Source organism: Maritimibacter sp. DP1N21-5 (genome assembly GCF_019218295.1).
GTDB lineage: Bacteria > Pseudomonadota > Alphaproteobacteria > Rhodobacterales > Rhodobacteraceae > Maritimibacter.
The window spans coordinates 1-18,437 of record NZ_JAHUZF010000001.1; the positions used below are offsets into that span (position 1 = coordinate 1).

7 protein-coding genes are annotated in these 18,437 nt (G+C 66.3%); 2 read left to right on the top strand and 5 right to left on the bottom strand.

The genetic code is table 11. The features are described from left to right. From KJP29_RS00005 to KJP29_RS00015, 3 genes are all read right to left on the bottom strand, one after another. Positions 1-11,312, bottom strand: an 11,312-nt coding sequence (locus KJP29_RS00005; protein WP_305067312.1) for a calcium-binding protein, incomplete at its 3' end; no start/stop codon positions are given. A gap of 342 nt (positions 11,313-11,654) precedes the next feature. Continuing rightward, the gene (locus KJP29_RS00010; RefSeq protein WP_218461485.1) at positions 11,655-12,233 is read right to left on the bottom strand and encodes an SMC-Scp complex subunit ScpB; all 579 of its coding nucleotides are present in this window, start codon (positions 12,231-12,233) and stop codon (positions 11,655-11,657) included. 2 nt (positions 12,234-12,235) lie between these two features. Next, the gene (locus KJP29_RS00015) at positions 12,236-13,126 is read right to left on the bottom strand and encodes a DUF1403 family protein (RefSeq protein WP_218461486.1); all 891 of its coding nucleotides are present in this window, start codon (positions 13,124-13,126) and stop codon (positions 12,236-12,238) included. Positions 13,127-13,287: 161 nt separating this feature from the next. Between KJP29_RS00015 and KJP29_RS00020 the strand changes: the two genes are divergently transcribed. Further along, positions 13,288-14,061, top strand: a complete 774-nt coding sequence (locus KJP29_RS00020) for an integrase (protein ID WP_218461487.1) — start codon at positions 13,288-13,290, stop codon at positions 14,059-14,061. Positions 14,062-14,138: 77 nt separating this feature from the next. Here the strand turns inward: KJP29_RS00020 and KJP29_RS00025 are convergent, their stop codons facing one another. Next, a complete protein-coding gene (locus KJP29_RS00025) occupies positions 14,139-15,227 on the bottom strand; it encodes a ParB/RepB/Spo0J family partition protein (RefSeq protein WP_218461488.1) in 1,089 nt (362 codons plus the stop codon). Positions 15,228-15,230: 3 nt separating this feature from the next. Further along, positions 15,231-16,622, bottom strand: coding sequence for an AAA family ATPase (locus tag KJP29_RS00030; RefSeq protein WP_218461489.1), 1,392 nt, complete (start codon positions 16,620-16,622; stop codon positions 15,231-15,233). Between the two features lie 563 nt (positions 16,623-17,185). Between KJP29_RS00030 and KJP29_RS00035 the strand changes: the two genes are divergently transcribed. After that, positions 17,186-18,397, top strand: a complete 1,212-nt coding sequence (locus KJP29_RS00035; protein ID WP_218461490.1) for a replication initiation protein — start codon at positions 17,186-17,188, stop codon at positions 18,395-18,397. The last annotated feature ends 40 nt before the right edge of the window (positions 18,398-18,437 follow it).

The window sequence follows — 18,437 nt, forward strand, 5'->3', positions numbered from 1 at the left end:
TCGCCCAGCACACGGTTGTCGCCGTCGCCAAGCTCGGCCGTGTCCGACCCGCCACCAAGGATCACCCGGTCCTGACCCGCGCCCGAGGTGACCGTGTCGTCGCCATCCGTCGCCAGCCAGTCCGAGGTCAGCCGACCCACGGCCTCCCATTCTCCGGCGTCGCCCAGCACCGCATTGTCGCCCTCGCCGACATGAAGCACATCGGCGCCCATGCCACCGAAGACCACATCGTCGCCGGTGCCGGTCGTGATCTCATCGGCACCGCCAAGAGTCTCGGAGAGGCTCGTGAGAACCTCGTCCCCGGTCCAGTCGTTCGTGCCGTAGTCGCCCAGAACGCGGTGGTCGCCATTGCCCAGCGTCGCCTTGTCTGCGCCGCCGCCAAGGATCACCCGCGATCCGCCGTGGCCCAGCGTCACGACGTCGTCGCCGTCGCCCGCCGTCACGTCCGACGTCAGCGTTCCCGCCGCGTCGAAACGTCCTGCATCGCCCAGCACGCTATGCGCGCCGTCGCCCAGGTCGACCGTGTCGCCGCCGACACCCGCCAGCACGACCATGTCCCCGTTCCCGCCGGTGATCGCGTCCGCGCCGCCCTTGTCGTCGTCGAGCGTCTCGATCACCTCGCCCGAGGTCCAGTCCATCGCGCCCGCGTCACCGATCACCCGGTTGTCGCCATTACCAAGCGTCGCGCCATCCGCGCCACCGCCAAGGATCACCCGGTTGTCGCCGTTTCCGACGGTCACGCTGTCGTCGCCATCCTGCGCGCTCCAGTCGGAGCGAAGCGTGCCCGCGCTGTCGAAGCTCCCGAAGTCGCCCAGGATCACGTTGTCGCCGTCGCCGCCGTCGATCACGTCGCCCGCGTCGCCGCCCATGAGGATGTCGTCGCCACTGCCCGAGGTCAGCGTGTCCACTCCCGTGCCTTCCGCCGTGGTCGCGACCGTCGTGCCCGAGGTCCGGCGCGTCACCGTGCCGGTATCGCCCAGCCCGATCACGCCGCCGTTCCCGGCGGTCAGCCGGTCAGCCCCCGTGCCCAGTAGGGCAATCGCCGCACCGGCGGTGATGGTCACGACATCGTCCCCGCCGGTCGTTCCCGTCGCTTCGGCCACATCGCCATCATCGGCGCTGTCGCGATAGTGGCGGATCGTGCCGTCGTCGCCCAGGATCACATCGGCCCCATCGGTCGAGGAGATCGTATCCGCGCCAAGCCCGCCGATGATCAGGTCATCGCCCGCGCCGCCAATGATCGTATCGTCTCCGGCATAATCGCCAGAAACCGCCGTCAGAAGCACGCCGTCGTCGAGGATCTCGATGCTGCCGTTATCGCCAAGGACATAGCTCGTGGCATCGGACAGCGTCACATGGTCCGCCCCGCCGCCCATCACGGCATTGAGGAACCCGGTTCCGGCGTTCACCGTATCGTCCCCGTCGCTCGCGTCCGAGGCATCGGCGCTGATCTTGGCGACCGCCGCGATCTGTGCCCGGATGCGCGCGTCGTTCTCGAGGTCTTCCGGCGTCGCGCCCGGCCCCGGCGGGATATAGCTCCGCGCTGCCAGAAGCGCCGCCGGATCGAGCGTCAGCACCCCGTTGTCACCCAGCAGGATGAGCCCGCCCGAGCCCGCGGTGATCCGGTCGTCGCCCGCGCCGCCGATCACGATGTCGGTGATGTCGGTGCCCGTGCCATTGCCCACGGTGATGATGTCGTCGCCGTCATGCGCCGTCACGATCCCGGTGATCGTCGAATTGATCACGTCGATGGTGCCAAGATCGCCCAGCACGATGTCGCTGCCCAGCCCGGTGGTCAGGGTGTCGTTGCCCTCGCCCCCGATGACGAGGTCGTTGCCCTCGCCCGTGGTCACGATATCGTCGCCGCCCGCCGAAGAGGACTTCGACTGCGCGAAGGTCACCGCATCCGACAGCCGCGCCCCGCGCAGGATGCCGAAGTCGCCCAGAACCGTGTTCGATCCCTGAAGGTCGATCACCGTCTCGGCCCCGGCCGAAGAGCCGCCCGCGATCAGGATATCGTTGCCCGCATCGCCGCCCAGCGTATCGGTGCCGGCATTGAGCGAAGTGTCGTACTGAGTGTCGACGCTCTCGATCAGCAGGTTCTGCGCTACGGTGAGCTGGGCGAAATCGCCCACCACCGCGTCGTTTCCGTCGCCGCCCGACAGCGTGTCGCCACCGCCGCCGCCCAGAAGAAGGTCCGCCCCGGTGCCGCCCCGGATGACATCGTCACCATCGGCAAGGTCACGCGCCGACAGGATCACCGCCTGCCCGAAATAAGTGACCGGGTCGAAGTCGTCGATGGTCAGCACCTGCGCGCCCGCGACCGTCGTGATGTCGAGAAGCCCGCCGACGAGGATATCCACGCCCTTGCCGCCGGTGATCGTGTCATTCCCCATACCGCCCACGATCAGGTCGTTGCCCAACTGGCCGTGCAGCGTGTCGTTGCCGGCGCCGCCGACCAGAACGTCGGTCCCGTCGCGCAGCGCCAGCGTGTCGATCCCGGCGTTGCCGGTTTGCCCGGCCTCGCCCGCCGCCGCGCCCCAGCCCCAGAGGGTGGAAACCGCCGCATTGGTTTCGAGCCGGTCGCTCCCCGCGCCGCCCTCGACCAGCGCATCGGCACCGCCCGCGATGGTCACGGTGTCGTCGCCCGCGCCCGACAGCACCCGGATCACTCCGGTCGCGCCGGACCCTGCGATGATCTTGTCCGCCCCGCCGCCGGTCAGCACGACATGGTTGCCGCCGCCCAGTGTCACGGTCTCGGCCTCGCTCGCCGCCTTGATCTGGGTCGCGCGGGTGTAGTCGGCCAGCACGCCCGCAAGGCTCAGCTTCACCGCGTTCCCGTTCGCGTCGGTCCCGTTGTAGTTCTGCTGCGCGCCCGCGCCCGTCACGGTGCCATCGGCATTGATACCCAGAAGCGCGCGCACCTTCGCATCGGTCAGCCCGCCGGTGGCGAACTCGGTCAGGAAGACGTCGCGCATCCCCATGTCGCTGTCACCGATGAAGATGACGTTGCCGCCCTTGATGTCCACGGTCTCGGACCCGGCCTCGCCGAAGATGACATAGGTCCCCTTGGCATTCGGGCCCGAGGTGATCCGGTCGTTGCCCGCCCCCGCGAAGACCACGGTGATCCCGTTGTCGGGCAGCTTGATCGTGTCGTTGCCGTCTCCGGCGTAAACCACGACCGGCTTGCCCGCGCCGCTGGTGTAAAGCCCCGACAGGTCCACGGTGTTGTCGCCATTGCCCGCCGGAATGATGATCCCGCCCGCGTCCTCGCTGAAGCTCCCCGACAGGCTGCCCTGCTGGTTGGTGAGCTGCACCTGGATCGGTGAATTGGGCCCGCTGAGCGTGATCCGGTCGTTGCCATCCTGCGTGAGGTTCGACATCGAGTTGCCGATGTTGGACCCGACTGCAAGGATCGCGGTCTCGCCCGCCGCGATATCGCCCGCCACGCGCGGCGGCAGCTCGAAGCCCCCGAAGGTCAGCGACTCGTTGATGTCCACCACCGTATGGCGCCACTTGAGGTCGATGGAGAAAAGCCCGAGGTCGATGGAAATCCCGGCCCAGACCTTGAGGAAGAAATAGACGTCGAAACGCCCCTCGAAGAGATAGCCGAGCGTCTTGGACGGATCGTCGATCGAGGCGTCGAGGATCGCGACAAGCTCCGGGATGCGCAGCTTGCCGTCGTCGTTCGGGTCGTTGAACGAGATCGCGATATTCGCCCCGCCGCCCGCTTCCAGCCCGGCGATGCCAAGGTTCAGCGCCGCATAGATGTCGAAGCCCAGGTCGAGGAACGGCCCGGCATCGAGGAAAACCCCGTCCAGAAGCCGCTCGGGATCGAGCGTGTTGACGAAGTTCACGATCCCCGACAGGTCATAACCCGCCGTGAGCCCGGCATAGGCATGGGCCCCGATCTCGAAGCGGAACGCGCCCGAGATGATGTCGCTCACCCAACCCGGTGCGCCGATCTCGTTCAGCATCAGATCGACAAGGCTCGTGCGCGGGAAATCGAGGTTCAGAAGCGTCGCGTGCACCTTGATCAGGTCGACCTGATCGAATTTCCCGGTCAGCAGGTTGATCGCCGAGAAGGGGTCCGACAGCAGCGGGATCTCGATGGCGAAGCCCTGCTTGAGATTGCCGAAGACACCGAAGGGATTGCCGTTCGACCCCGAGGTGGGCGTCGCGCTTCCCGTGTCCCGCGTCGCGGTGGAGGCATCGAGTCCGCCACCGCTGCCACGTGCGCCACCCGCCTCGTCGCCCGAGACCGACGAAATCAGGTCGAAGTCGCCAAAGATGAACTGCCCGCCGGTCGCGTCGAGGGTATCGACGAACTGGTCGATCTGGATGATCGTGTCGCTGATCGACTTGACCACGCCAAAGATCGGGAAGGCCGCCGCCAGCGCATCGGTTACGAAGCTGAACGGCACCTCGTTGAGCCAGCCAAGCGCATCGGCCAGCGGGTCGATGAAGGTCTTGATCGGCGTCACGATGGGCTCGATGAAGGCCTCGTAGATGACGTTCGCGTCGATCCGCACGTTCTTGAACGACAGCTCGTCAAAGACGAAGCCCTCGCCGCTCAGGCTCGCGTAGTGCCCGGCCACCACAAGCTCGGTGCGCACCGAGGGGATCAGCGGCGACCCGGCGATGAGCAGCGGGTCCCCCGTCGTCGGGTCGAGGATGTTGGCCTCCAGCCCGATCTGGATGTCGATATCGGCGGTGAAGCTGAAGGCGATCAGCTGCGAGGCGTCGATCTTGGTGACATAGAGCGCCTTCTCGAAATCGAGGTCGGCCCCCGCCCCGGTCTTGGCCTGAATGCCCGACAGGTCCATCGCGATCTCGTCCGCGCCGACCGCGTCGCCCGGCGACACGATGGTCAGACCCTGATCGCCGTAAAGTGCCGCCCCCAGCGTGGCCGAGACCTTGGCCGTGCCCTCGCCGTTGCCTTCGCCGATGAAGCTCCCGTTCTCTTCCGTCACCGCGTCGGCATTGACGCCCAGCACGCCCAGAAGCTTGGCCGAGCCCTGGAAGCTGCCCGCGTCCGCGAGCACGCCAATGGTGATCTCGTCATGGTCGGTGTCGTTGAGCAGGAAGAACCCGTTCTTGTTCAGCCCGAAGCCAAGGTTCACCGTGTAATCAAGCGCCACGCGCACCCGCGAGCCCTGTTTCACATCCAGCTCGAAGCCCGGAATCCCCAGCTCGAAGGCGATGTCGAGCATCTCGTCAAAGATCGTCGCGCCGAAGTTGATCGTGCCGTAGAGATAGCTCTCGTCCAGCGCCCCGTCGGTGTTCAACGCCGCCTGAATGAAGGTGATCGGCTCATTGCCCGCGTTGAACCACTCGTTCAGCTTGTCGTTGAGGAACCCGGTCATCAGGTCCACGGTGGTCGGCATCGAGCCGTCGGCCTTCGGCGTCTCGGCCGCGACCCGCACGCTTTCCAGAACGTTGAACCGGAAGTCATCGAAGAAGGTGACCGCCGACCCGATGGCATCGCCCACCACCGGCAGGGTGATGTTGCCCAGATACTCGTCGAACATCGACTGCATCCGGTTCAGGATCATGTCGAGCCCGTCGAGCACCGCGATGGGATCGTTGAGGAAGGCGAGAACGTTGAAATCCGCGAGGAAGGCGGTGATATCCGCCACCGACGGGAGGTTCAGCGTGAAGTCCCCGGTGATCCCCTCGCCCTGCGACAGCGCGATCACGTCGCCCGAGAAGGCCGCGAGCGGGTCCGAGACGAAGCTGGCGAGGTCCACGGCGCCCCCCGTCGTGATCAGGTCCGCGTCATAGCGCAGCCCGTGATCCGCCGGGTTGAGAAAACCGATGTTGTCCTGGAACGGCAGGTCGATCAGAAGACCCACCGCCACGTCGAGGTTGATGAGGTCGAGGAACGACCGCCCGCTGTCCGTGGCAAGGTCGATCAGATCGGCGAGGTTGTATTCCCCGTCGTGCGCGTCCCCGTCCACGTCGTTGAAACCGACATTCACATGCGCCGGATCCGTGCTGCCCTGCCCGGCGGTCAGCATCGCGGTCCCGTTCACCACGCCGACCGAAAGCGGCCCCAGTGCGAGCTTGAGGTTAAGGCCATTTTCCGCCCCGGCAGAAAGCGTGAGGCTCAGCCCGGTCGCCTCGGTGTCGAGGAAGAGCCGCGGCTTGCCCAGCGTCTGACTCTCCGTCAGCGCCTCGCCCAGCATGTCGCCGGTATGCGGCAACCCGTCTGCGGTCAGCCCCAGCATCCGGCCCGCGTTGGACCCGCCAAGTTCGGTAACGGTGAAGCGCACCTCGTGCGACACATCCACGCCCGACACGCCGAAGACGATGGCGTCCTTGCCGATGGCTTGCGCGAAATTCGTGCCGACCAGCGTCACCACGTCGCCGATCACCTCGGCCCGCACCAGCTGGCTCGCGGGCAGGGTCCAGCCGCCGACCGACGTGGCCGCCACTTCGCGCCGGTCGATGTCGAGCGCATCCAGCGCCGCGTTGATCGCCGCGGCCAGCGCCTCCGCCGTGTCCCGCCCGGCATCCGCCGCCAGCACCACGTCGCCGCCCGCGCCAAGGCTGTCGCCATCCGCCCCGAAGGCAATATGGAACGACAGCGCCGCGCCGAAATCCGCAAACCCCGCATCAAGCGCCAGAACCGCCGGCTCGAAATCGCCCGGAACGGCCGGCTCTGCGGCCTCGGCCAGCGCCGTTTCGCCCCCGAACATCGCCGTCACGTCCTCGGCGTCGATCAGGAAGCTGTTCCCATCGGCCAGCGTGATCTGCCCGGTCGCCGGATCGAAGGTGAAGCTCACGTGCGTTCCGACCGCCGTCTGCAGCGCGTCGTTGATCCGGGTCACGAGATCGCCCAGCGTCTCGGCCCCCTCGGTATCCACGTTCACCGTTTTCGACTGGCCCGTCGTCACATCGTTCCAGCGGATGCGCAGGTCGTTCGCACCCTCCGCCGACTGCACCAGGTTGGACACCGAACCAAGCCCGGTCAGCGCGGTGTCGAGCGTGGCAAGCTCCGGCGCGTCCAGAAGCACCTGCGACAGGTCGAGCCCGAAGGCGAAGTCCATCGACAGGTCCGGATCGAAGATCAGCGCCCCGTCGCCGCGCACGTCGGCAAGGTTGGTCAGGATATCGGCGGCATCCGCGCCGACGATGCTGGCCAGTTGATCCCCGATCAGCGACTTCAGGTCGAAGTTGAACGGCAGTTCCTCGGAGTAATCCTCGAGGAAGCGGAACGACAGCGCAAAGCCCAGCACCTTGGCATCGGCATCCCACGACAGCGTCACGGTATCCTCGCCAAAGACGCTCTCGAGCATCGCGTCGAGCTTGTCGAGCCCCACCTGCGGCTCGTCGCGCATCTCCTGCATCTGCTCGGTCAGGTCCTTTGCGAAGTCGATCGTGTCGAGCAGCGAGAAGTTCAGAAGCGGAATGTTCTGGTCGAGGAAGGGCAGCTTTTCCTTCAGCGCCTCCCCGGTAAGCGACACGAGGTCGAGGATGGTCTCCAGACTGTCGAGGATATCGCCCTCGCCCAGCGTCGTCAGCGCCCGGACCTGTTCGGCCCCCGGCCCCAGCAGATCCCAGCCGAAGCCCGCCAGAGGATCGGTGAGATCGTCGATGGACAGCGAAACCCCGTCGAGGATCCCTTCGTTGATCCCGGAAATCCCCACCACGTCCAGCTTCACGTCGCCGAGCTGGATGAACATCTGCGACAGGACCTCGTCGGCCCCCACCACATAGGCATCGGCATCCACGCGCCGCACCGCGTCTGCGGTCGTCGCCGCATCGCCACCCGCAGTCAACGCATGACCCGCCCCATCGGTCACGATCCCGCCCTGAAGGTCCGTGCGCCCGACCAGTCGGTTGAGCCCCCCGGCCATGTCTCCCGCACCATCCGCATCCGTATGTAGAAACGCGTCGATGATATTGGTCAGGCTCACCCGGTCGTTGAACATCGCGTCGGCATCGGTGCCGACCACGGTCATGTCGAACTGGGTGTCCAGCATCATGAAGTTCTGGGAGGCATCAGACGCCCCGACCCGCAGGCCCGCAATCCCAAGGTCCGCGCTCCCGGTGATGTTGGTCGCCTCGGCAGAGATATCCACCGACAGCCCCATATCGAGGAAGAAGACGTTGTCCGACAGCGCCTTGCCCAGCGTCTTGGCAAGGGTGGTCTCGTCCTCGGCCGCCTCGATCTCCCGCCGCGCGGCCAGCGCGTTCTCGGGGCTCTCCGCCGCCGCCTTGTCCAGAAGCCCGGCGGCAAAGCCCAGAATGTCGATCCCGACCGAGGTGCCGAACGTCGCCGTCATTGCCGCCGACAGCCGCGCCGACAGGCTCAGATCGGCGAGACCCGCGACCGGAACCCCGGACAGATCGAAGCTCGCGTTTCCGTCGCCCGTCCCGATGCTGGCATCGACCGTGAGCTCCTCGAGCCCCAGCACAAGCGCGCCGTCCTCGGTCAGCCGCAGGGTCGCATCGCCCATGCCCTCGATCCCGGCGAGCTTGACGTTCACGAACTCGATCAGCGAGGCAAGGTCGAAGGCCCGCGTCAGCTTCTCGGGATCGAGCCCGAACTTGATCGCCTCCTGCGCGTCGTCTTCCACCGCGAAGGTCAGCGCCCCGCCCGACACCGTAACCTCGACCGGCAGGCCCACATCGCCCACCGCCGCCATGATCGCATCCGCGATGTCCTGGAGGTTGGGTTCATTGGTGCCTGCGTCATACCAGCCGCTCGCAGGCTTCTCGACGATGATGTCGATGACCTCGCCACCCCGCTCGGCGCTGAAGACAAGCTGCTCGACGCCGACCATGGTCTCCGCGAAATCCGGCCCCGGCGTGGAGCTCCCCGTCTGTGCCGGAACGAGCCGCAGGCCATAGTCGGTCTCGGTCACCTGAAGCGTGATCCCGTCGAAGCCTGCGGTGAGCCCCGCCTGAAGCTGAAGCGGCAGATCGGCCTCGGCAATGCCTGTGCGCAGCGCCGTCAGGATCGTGAGCAGGTTCGCCCCGGTCCCCGCCGCATTGAGCCAGCCGGTCTCCGGCTCGTCCACGGTGATGTCCACCGTCGCGCCGTCCACCTCGATCTGGAAGGTCAGCGTATCCTGTCCCTCGACCGCCGCGACGAAACCCGCCGAAGGGGTCAGCGTCGACCCGCTCAGGGTAAAGGCCCCCGCCGTGTCGCCCAGAAGCGTGACGCCATAGCCACCCGGAACGGTCTGGAAGGTGCCCGTCGCATCGTAAAGGGACCCTTCGTCCAGCCCCAGCGTATCGAAGCCGAAAGACGTCAGAAGGCTCCCGTCCTGCTTGCGTGCCCCGGTGATCGCCACCGGATTCACCGTGCCCGCCCCGCCCGGCGAGGAAATCGTGATAACCAGCCCCACCGCCGCAACGGCATAGCCATAGGCCGACAGCGCCGCGTTCAAAAGCGCGGCGAGCGCCCCGGCCTTGTCCTCGTCACTCGCGTCCGGGTCCGACAGGGTCGCATCCCCGGCCACGTCGATGGGCAGCGTCAGCCCCGTGGAGGCCGAGGTCAGCACCCGAAGGTCGAACCCCGTCACGCCCGCGAGGCTCGCCGGATCGAAGTCGAAGCTGATCTCCGTGACCTCGTCCTGAATCGGGAACATGGTCGTGTCGTTCACGCCAAAGCCCAGACCCTCGGTCGAGACATGGAAGAGATCGTCGAAGGACGAGAAGATGTCACCGATCCCGCCGAGCAGCGTCGCAATCTCGATATCGGTAAAGGGAATGTCCACGTCGAACATGGCCGAACGCATCATGCCCGACACGACCGCGCCCAGATCGGACAGGAAGGCCGAGACCTGATCCATCCCCATCGCGGCGAGGCTTTCGATGGCGTCTTCCAGCGTGGCGCGCAACTCGGCGTCGGCGACGCTGCCCGACAGGTCCACTTCCATCCCGACCTGCGCATCCGCGAGGAATTTCTGAAGCCGGTCCGCGACCGAGGCATCCGCCGCCAGCGTGCCCGACGACAGCGTGGACGACAGGGCGAGCGACATGGCGAAGCCATAGCTCGCCTCGGTCGCATCGGCCTCGGCCGACGAGAAGAAATCGAGCGCCCCGGACAGGTCGATCTGCGCCAGCGCATAGGCGGTGTCGTCCGCCACTTCCTCGAAGTCGGCGCCGCCCACCTCTCGGATCATCGGCGTGACGTCGAAGTCCACCGCGTCACCGAACCAGTCGAATCCGCCCGCGAAGCTGTATCCAACCCCAAGGTCGGTGCCCGCCCCGAAGCCCACCTCGACCCGAATCTCCGCCGTGGAAATGGCGTCGATGCCAAGCGACAGCATCCCGAGCACGAGCGGATCGGTCATCCCGGACACGTCCAGAACGCCGCCGAACTCGGCCAGCGGAGCAAAGTCCAGCTCGTCGATATGAATCCCGAAGCCGTCGATAGCATTACCGGTGCCGGGGGTCACATAGCTCCCGATCTGGAAGGAAAAGCTCAGCGCGGGCGAGTCGAAATCAAGGTCGAAGCCCTGCGCCCCGGCCCCTGCCGCCCAGTCGAACAGCGCATCGAAGTCAAAGGCGATGCCCGGCAGCGTCACCTCAACATCGACCCGCGTCGGATCGGTCAGGTTCTGGTCAAAGGCGACCAGCGACTGGCCCCCCACCTCGATGTCCTCGAGCCGCACTTCGAAACCCGATCCCAGCAGCGCCTCGAAATAGGCGTTCGACGCCGTGTCGATCGCGGCCCGCAGTTCCGCTGCATCGAGCCCCTTGGCCTCGTAATCCGCCGGATCGGCCATGACGGCATCGACAAGGTCGCCAATGGCGGTGGACAGCGTGTCACCCGTGATCGTCGCCAGATTGAAGGTGGCCGCGATATCGGCCTCGGTGATCGGGCGCGCGGTATCCGCCGGGTTCGTCCAGAAGGGCGCAAGCGCATCGTTGATGTCCTCGGCCAGCGCCGCCTCGAAGGTGTCGCCGCCCTGATCGCCCAGAAGCCCCTCGATCGAGCGCAGCGACCCGGCCTGGAGTTCCGCGATCGCATCGCGCAGCGTGCCGATCATCTCGTCCAGACGGGCCGAGCTTTCGGTCCCTGCCGCCGCATTCGCTTCGGACAGCACGTCGAGCGTGGAGAGCGCACCGGAGGCAAGCGCATCGAACTGATCGAGGAAGTCGCCGTAATCCGCGATCTGCTGTTCGATCATGTGGTGAACGCCGGAGACCAGCGTGACCACCTGATCCGTGCCCGAGATGTCCCAGCCGAGCGTCGCGTCCATCAGGACCCGTGGCTCCAAAGGCACAAGACCCTGCGCGATATCGACTTCCGTTCCGGACTCAGCCGTATCGCTCGCGTAATCCCGCGCCATATCCCTGCCTCACTTTTCGAGCGCACCTACTAATACTGGTGCGTTTACCCCTGCTCGCTCCCGGGTTTACAGGAGACCGCGTTGATCTGACTAGAACAATTTGATTCTTCGGTAAGAAATTCGCGCGGCAGATGCAAAAAATGGTTAACGCCCCCGTCCCCTCCGATGCACAGGGAGGACAAAGGCCCGTTTCAGCCCCTTGTCAGGCTAGCATCCCGGGCGACAAACGCAGGTTCAGGCCGCCAGCCCGCACCCGGGACGGCCGGTCCCAGATGCGGCATTCCGGCCACAGTCACTCGCACCGGAGGGGATGACACAGCAGGTGGGCCCTGCCGGTCGAGGCTACCCCTGCCCCACGATCCCGGCATCGGCCAGCGCCTCCCACTCCGGCAGGTCCCGGAGCGAGCCAAGCCCGAAGGCCGCGAGGAAACCTTCGGTCGTGACAAAGGTATAGGGCGCGCCCCGTTTCGGCGCGCGCGGCCCGGTGCCGATCAGCCCCCGGTCATGGAGCCGCCCGATCACCTCCCGGCCGATTTCCTTGCCGAAGATCTCCGCCAACTCCTCCCGCGTGATCGGCTGGTGATAGGCGATGGCCGCCAGCACCGCGACGTCGAACTCCTTCAGGTCGAGCGCCCGGTCTGCCACATGGGCCGCCGCCCGCACCGCCTCGGCATATCCGGGACGGGTGCGCAGCATCCAGCCCTCGCCGACCTTCGCAACGGTAAAGGCCCGCTCCTCATAGGCGGCTTCCAGATCGCCAAGGATCAACTCGACCGAGACGGCATCCCCCACCACCCGCGCAAGGTCCTCCCGCGCGACCGGACCGGAGGCCGCGAAGAGCACAGCCTCCACCCGCCGCATCCACTCCTGCCAGCGCAGCGCGGGCGGCAGGTCCGAAAGCTCCCGGTCCATTTCCGCCATCGTCACAACCCGTAAAGCCGGAAGCTGTCGCGCCCGGTCAATTCGCGCACCGCGCCCAGCGATACCAGCCTGTCACACAGCCGCCGTGCCGCCCGATCCGGCATGGGCAGTGCCGCGGGCGCCACCGCATCCTGCCGCAGGAAGATCGCCACCGCCTCGTCCGAGGTCTTGGCCCGCAGCTTCGGCGCGACCTCGCGCAACCGCGCCGCGCTTTCGCCAAGCTCCGACGCCAGCCCCAGCGTGGCCAGCGCCCCGGTCCGCACTGCCACATGAAACGCCCGCTGCAAATCGTCACCCCTCTGCGAAAAGGCCCTGGGCCGCAGATCGATGCTCAGCACCGGCAGGATATGCGACCAGCCAAGCGCCCGCGCCAGCACCGCCTCGGCCAGGATCAAGGCCCCGGTCTCGTCCCCAGGATGCGCGGCGACCATCGCCGCGAAACCCGCCGCCGCCTGCGCCACTGGCCCGCCCGTGGCGCGCCGGTCGAGGATCTCGGCGATCGCTTCCCGGTCGACGCCCGGCAGCACCCGCGCAAGTGACGCCACGCCGATGGGCCGCGCCACCGCCGCCTGCCAGCGCGACAGAACCTCACCCGCGGGTCCCGGGCTGTCGCCCTCTTGCGTAAAATGAACCGCATCGCGCAACTCGCGCGCCGTCTCCCTGCGCCCCGCACGGCGCACCGCGACCTCGGCAGCGGCCAGCGCCCGCCGGTCCCGCAGAAGCGCCCCGGGACACTGCGCCGCGCCCCGGCCATCGCCGCCCTCGGCCCGCAGGGCAAGGTCGAGCCGCGCCAATGCCGCCCCCGACAAAAACGCAACATCCTCCAGCGATTCCGCCCCGCCCCGCGTGACCCAACCGGGCTGTCGCGCTAGGATATCGTCATCGGACAGCATCTCTCGGTTTCCCTCTCCGTCTCCCGGAAGCCTAACGCATCCCGGCGCTTTTCCAAGCTATTTCGCACCTGAACCGCCGCGCTTTGGTGTATCGCTTTATGTCCAATAATCTTGCGTCGCGCGCCCTGGCGCCCTACCCTCTCCCCAAACCCGAGGTTCCGATGCCAAGCGCCAATACCACCAAGGCCTATGCCGCCGACTGGACCCACTACGCCCGCTGGTGCCGCGCCACCGGGACCGCGCCCCTGCCGCCCGATCCCGAGGCCCTGGCGGCCTACGTCGACAGCCTCCACGGGACCCTCAGCCCGCCCAGCATCGACCGGCGGCTCGCGGGGCTTCGCTGGAGTTTCGCCGCGCGCGGGATGCCGCTCGAGGACGCGACCCTGCGCCGGCTTCGTCCTTCAGAACCGCAAGACCACCATCCGGCCCGCAAGGATGCCCTAAGCGAAGACGATGTCGCCGCCATGGTCGCCACCCTGCCCCGGGACCTGCGCGGAATGCGCGACCGGGCGATTCTCTGCCTTGGTCACGCGGCGGGCCTCGGGCGCGGCCAGTTGGTCGGGCTCGATCTTGTGTCGGAGGCAACTCCGGACGCGGATGGCGACGCGCGGGGACATGTGAAGGTGCAGGCGACCCATGTGACCCTGATCTTGCCCGGATCGACGCGAGACATACCCTGCGCAGCGAAACCCGACCTTTGCCCCCAGAGGGCGCTCGCCCTCTGGCTTCGGTTCTCCCGGATCGACAGCGGGCCGCTCTTTCGGCGCTGCTCGCGTGACGGGACCCGGGCCTTGGAAGGACGCCTGAACGACCGCCACGTGGCCCGTCTGATCAAGCGTTGCGCGGTTGCAGCCGGGCTTCGCCCCGACTTGTCAGATGCCGAAACGCGCGCGCAGTTCTCCGGGCTTTCGTTGCGAGCAGAGCGAAACGCCTGATTTGTCGAAGCGGCGCTTTACTATCCAAATTTAAACGTAAAGCGCCGCTTATCCAACCCACGTTTCGCCGCGAAACGTCAGCGTTTCGGCGAGGACATCAGCCGCTTGACCTCGTCCGCAAGCGTTCTCATCACGTCATACGACAGCCGGTCCCCGGTCATGCGCAGGATCCAGTCCTGCCCTTCCCGCTCGATCGCGATCGAAATGTCGGTGTCCGTCACCCGCGTCCGGCCGGCCGAGGTGCGCGGCGGGCGGCCGACGCGCGGCGTGTTTTCCCGGGTCGCTTCAAGCTCGGTCAGGACCGTGTCGAGAAGCAGCCGCTCCTCCTCCGCCGACTCGACGCGGACCCCTTCCAGCGCCGTGCGCAGCCGCTCTTCCCCGCCGGATCGTAGCGCCGTCGCCAGTCGCAGCCCTTCCTTCTCCCGCAGCATGTCCGGGAACTGGAGCATGTCGCCTAGCTCCTCGAAGATGAGCGCGAAGGACCGGACCTTGGACCGCTTGGCGCGGGAGGCCGAGGCGAAAAGCGCCTCGACGGCAGCCTCGACATTCACGAAAGCCCCCTGCTGGGCTGACAGGACCGAGATCCGGCCGCGTTCGAAATGCGACAGCTCGGCCCGCACCTCGTTCTCCTCGACCATCGCGACGAAGGTGCCGCCCAGCACCTCGGGGTCGCGGATCACGGCGGGGATCGTGGTATGCGTTTCGCCGCGAAACATCTCACGCAGGTTCTCGGTCGCGCGGTAGCGGCGGTAACCGGACAGGAGGCCATAGCGCGGGCCGTCACCGGGGTTGGGAAGCTCATAAAGCTCGATGGGCATCCGCAGGCCATGCTTAAGGATGGAGCGCCCGAGTTCCTCGAGGTCCTCGGCGTCGATCACCATCCGGTCGCGGATCATCGCAATGGGATTGATGTCTTCGAGCGGCACTTCAAGGATCAGACGCCCCGCCTCCTCCGCATCCCGCAGCCGCCCCGCATCGGCCCGATCCCGCGCGGCTCGCGCGCGTTCCTCGGAGGACCGGAGATCAGCGGATTGCACGCTGTCGGCAGCGACCTGTGCGATGGGGGCCGAGAGCGGCGAACGGGCCCCGGTTTCGCGGCGAAACTCGTCTTCGAGTTGGGACAGGGTTTCGGCGGTGGGCGTTTCAAGCTTGCGTCGTTTGGCCATGGATCAAGCCTCCTTTGCTTCGGCCAGCTCGGCCTGTTGGTCGCGCCACCAGGCCCCGAGGATCAGGGACTTGACCTCGGCCCATGTGCCATCGAACGTTTCCCGGCCACGGACATAGGTCTCGCGGTTGAAGTCGCGATAGTCGGTTTCGTAGATGCCCGAGACCTGTTCCCCGGCCTGTCCAACCATGGCGGTCAGCTCCTGCCGGTAGGCGGTCATGAAATCCCCGAAGTAAGCCTGGATCACGTTCGCCAGATCGGTCTGCTGGTTCGCGTCGAAACGGGTGATGATCGCGCGCACCGCGTCCCATTCGAAGCGCATCTCGGGCAGGCCGTCGCGCCGGCGAACCCGGTTTTCGCCCTCTTCGATGGAGGCGAAGGTGGAATAGATCATGTCGAAGAACCGACCCGTGGAGTCGAACTCGAGAAAGCTCGCACCGAGCGGCACCAGAAGGATGTCGGCGGCGGAGAGCGCGTTGATGGTGAGATAGCCGAGCGCGGGCGGCGTATCGAGGAAGACGATGTCGTAGTCGTCGAGGATCCCGCCGTCGTCCAACGCGTTCAGAAGCCCGTCCCAGAGCGCCCAAGAGCGGTGCTGCATTCGCCAGACCGGCACCTGGAACTCGGCCCAGTAGAGGTTGAGCTGCGCCCCGATGAGGTCGATGTTCGGCCAATGCGTCGACTGGATGACGTTTCGCGGCGAAACGTTCAGCGCCTCGGTCAGGGTTTCGTCGAGGGGGAAGGGGGCGTCGCCGGCGGCCGCTCGAACCTCGTTCTCGGCCATCAGGGACTTCGCGAAGTCGCGCGCGATGAGGGGGAAAGCGGTCATCCATTCATCCTCGACCTTGCCCCCGAGGATCGAGGTCATGGAGCCCTGACTATCGAGGTCGATCACCAAGACTTTGTAACCGTCGAGTGCGGCGCTCATCGCGAGATGCGCGGCGGTCGACGTCTTGCCCACGCCACCCTTGAAGTTGGCGACGGCGACGACCTTGGCGGGAAGGCCTTCGGGCCGCCAGGACTTGTAGGCCTTGCCGGCGGCACCCTCGGTCGCGAAGTGATCGCGCAGGATCAGGACCTCCTCGAGCGTGAACCACTTCGCGTTCGATTCGCCGTCGCCCTGGGGCAGGTCGGGATTGGCCTTGAGCACCCGGCGCAGGTGGGCGGGCGCGACCGGGATCAGATACTTGGTGATCTCCCAGATCGAGAACTTGCGCAGGCGCTTCTGACCGTCGGGCGCGTAGCCCCGCTTGGCAAGGTCGTCGCGGCCCCGGGTCGCAAAGGCGGCTGCTTTCGCGAATCGGGCGGTCTCGATAGGGTCAGCCAGACGTTTCGCGGCGAAACGCGGGTCGATATTGAAATAGGGAGGAAGATCCTGCCGGGGCGGTTGTTTCATTGCCTGGTGCCTCTCAATGTTCGCTGTTTTCTGCGATATCGCGAAAACTATCGCACATGCGAGGGCCCAAGTGAATCGATTTGGGGAGGGTGCGGCAATGATCCTCAATATATTGATAGAACGCGAACGGGTTGTTTAGGATTCTTTCAGGTTCTTTAGAGACTTTGCCTCAGGATTATTACGTTATCCCAGCAGGTTAAGAGGCATTCGGTACCCAGATACAGGGTCTCGGGGACCTGCATGCGGTGCGAAGGGCACCCGTTTGCAGGATAAGCGAGGCCGATTCGCAGGTTAGCCGGGCTGATTCGCGGAGAAACACCTGATTTGCGCTGAAATAGGCCCTGTCGCGCGATCGAGGGCTCGGGGCAGGGGAGGGAGCATCCCGTAGATGGGTCCCTTTGGCGAACGCCAGGACCGCTTGGGCACCCGGATACAGGACGGCCGATGAGGTGCCAAGACGGTTCTTGATCGCGGGTGCCTTTTCGCGGACAATGTGGAAAACAACAGGCGACCGGCCCGACACAAAGACGGGACACCACGGCCAGCCGGACAAGAGCAGGCATATGGACGAGATCGAACGGGACAGGTTGACCGGATCGCTTCGGCGCGGGGCGGTGAAGAAGCATGTGGCAGCGATCCACGTGTCGGGGAAATTGACCCTACTCCAGCGGAAGTTGTCGAATGTGCTTCTTCTGAACGCCTATGACACGCTGGTCACGCAGCGCCGCCACCAGATCGACGCGCGCACGCTGTGCATGATGATCGGCTACAACTCGAACGACTTCGACACGCTGAAGGACAGCCTGAAGGGCCTGGTGGAGACGGTCGCCGAATGGGACATGCTCGACGAGGAGGGACGGCAGGAGTGGGGGGTGTCGTCGCTCCTCTCCTATGCCAAGCTCAAGGGGGGCGTCTGCGAATACGCCTATTCCGACGCGCTGGCCGAGAAGATGCACGATCCCAAGGTCTTTGCGCTGATCAACCTCAACATCCAGCGGCGGTTCACGAGCGGTCATGCGCTGGCGCTCTATGAGAACTGCTATCGTTTCGTGCGGACGGGGAGCACCGGGTGGTGGGAGCTCGATCTTTTCCGGCGGCTGATGGGGGTCGCGGACAGTGCCTATTACGAGACGTTCAAGCATCTGAACGCCAAGATCATCAAGCCAGCGGTGGCGGAGGTGAACAAGACCTCGAACATCGTGCTTACGCCCGAGACGCGCAAGATGGGGCGTCAGGTGACGGCGATCCGCTTCCTGATCTCCGAGAACCCGCAGCTTGCCATCCTCGGGCTCGATGACGGCGAGGGGCTGCGCAACACGCCGGTCTATGCCCGGCTGCGGGGGCTGGGGGTGAGCGACCGGCTGGCGCGGCAGTGGATCGGTGAGCATGGCGAGGATTACGTGCGGCTCAAGGTCGACTATGTCGCGGGGCAGGAGGGGGTGCGCAATCCGGTGAGTTACCTGACGGCGGCGATCAAGGCGGATTACCGGCCGGAAGGGCAGGGGGGCGCGACTGTGCCGCGGCCGGCGGCGTCGGTGGTGCCGAGCGCCCCGACGAGCACGCGGGCCAAGCGGCTGGCGGTGATCCGGGGTCTGGTCGAAGCCCGGTCGCCCACGCAGCGGGACGCGGACAAGCGCATGTTCCTGTCGCGGCTCGACGGTGCCAAACGGGCGGACTTCGAGCGGCACGGCTGGATGAGCGCGCTCAACGCAGAAGGGATTGCGGCGTTCTGGGCCGAGTTAGAGCCTGATGCCTTTGAGGCCGACGAGGTATGAGGGGTCTGGCGGCGCAGCCGATCGAGGCGGCCGCCAGCCG

Excerpts from the sequence above, each read along its gene's own strand:
- KJP29_RS00010 (WP_218461485.1), bottom strand. The coding sequence starts at position 12,233 with ATGGCGGAAATGGACCGGGAGCTTTCGGACCTGCCGCCCGCGCTGCGC.
- KJP29_RS00015 (WP_218461486.1), bottom strand. The coding sequence starts at position 13,126 with ATGCTGTCCGATGACGATATCCTAGCGCGACAGCCCGGTTGGGTCACG.
- KJP29_RS00020 (WP_218461487.1), top strand. The coding sequence starts at position 13,288 with ATGCCAAGCGCCAATACCACCAAGGCCTATGCCGCCGACTGGACCCAC.
- KJP29_RS00025 (WP_218461488.1), bottom strand. The coding sequence starts at position 15,227 with ATGGCCAAACGACGCAAGCTTGAAACGCCCACCGCCGAAACCCTGTCC.
- KJP29_RS00030 (WP_218461489.1), bottom strand. The coding sequence starts at position 16,622 with ATGAAACAACCGCCCCGGCAGGATCTTCCTCCCTATTTCAATATCGAC.
- KJP29_RS00035 (WP_218461490.1), top strand. The coding sequence starts at position 17,186 with ATGGACGAGATCGAACGGGACAGGTTGACCGGATCGCTTCGGCGCGGG.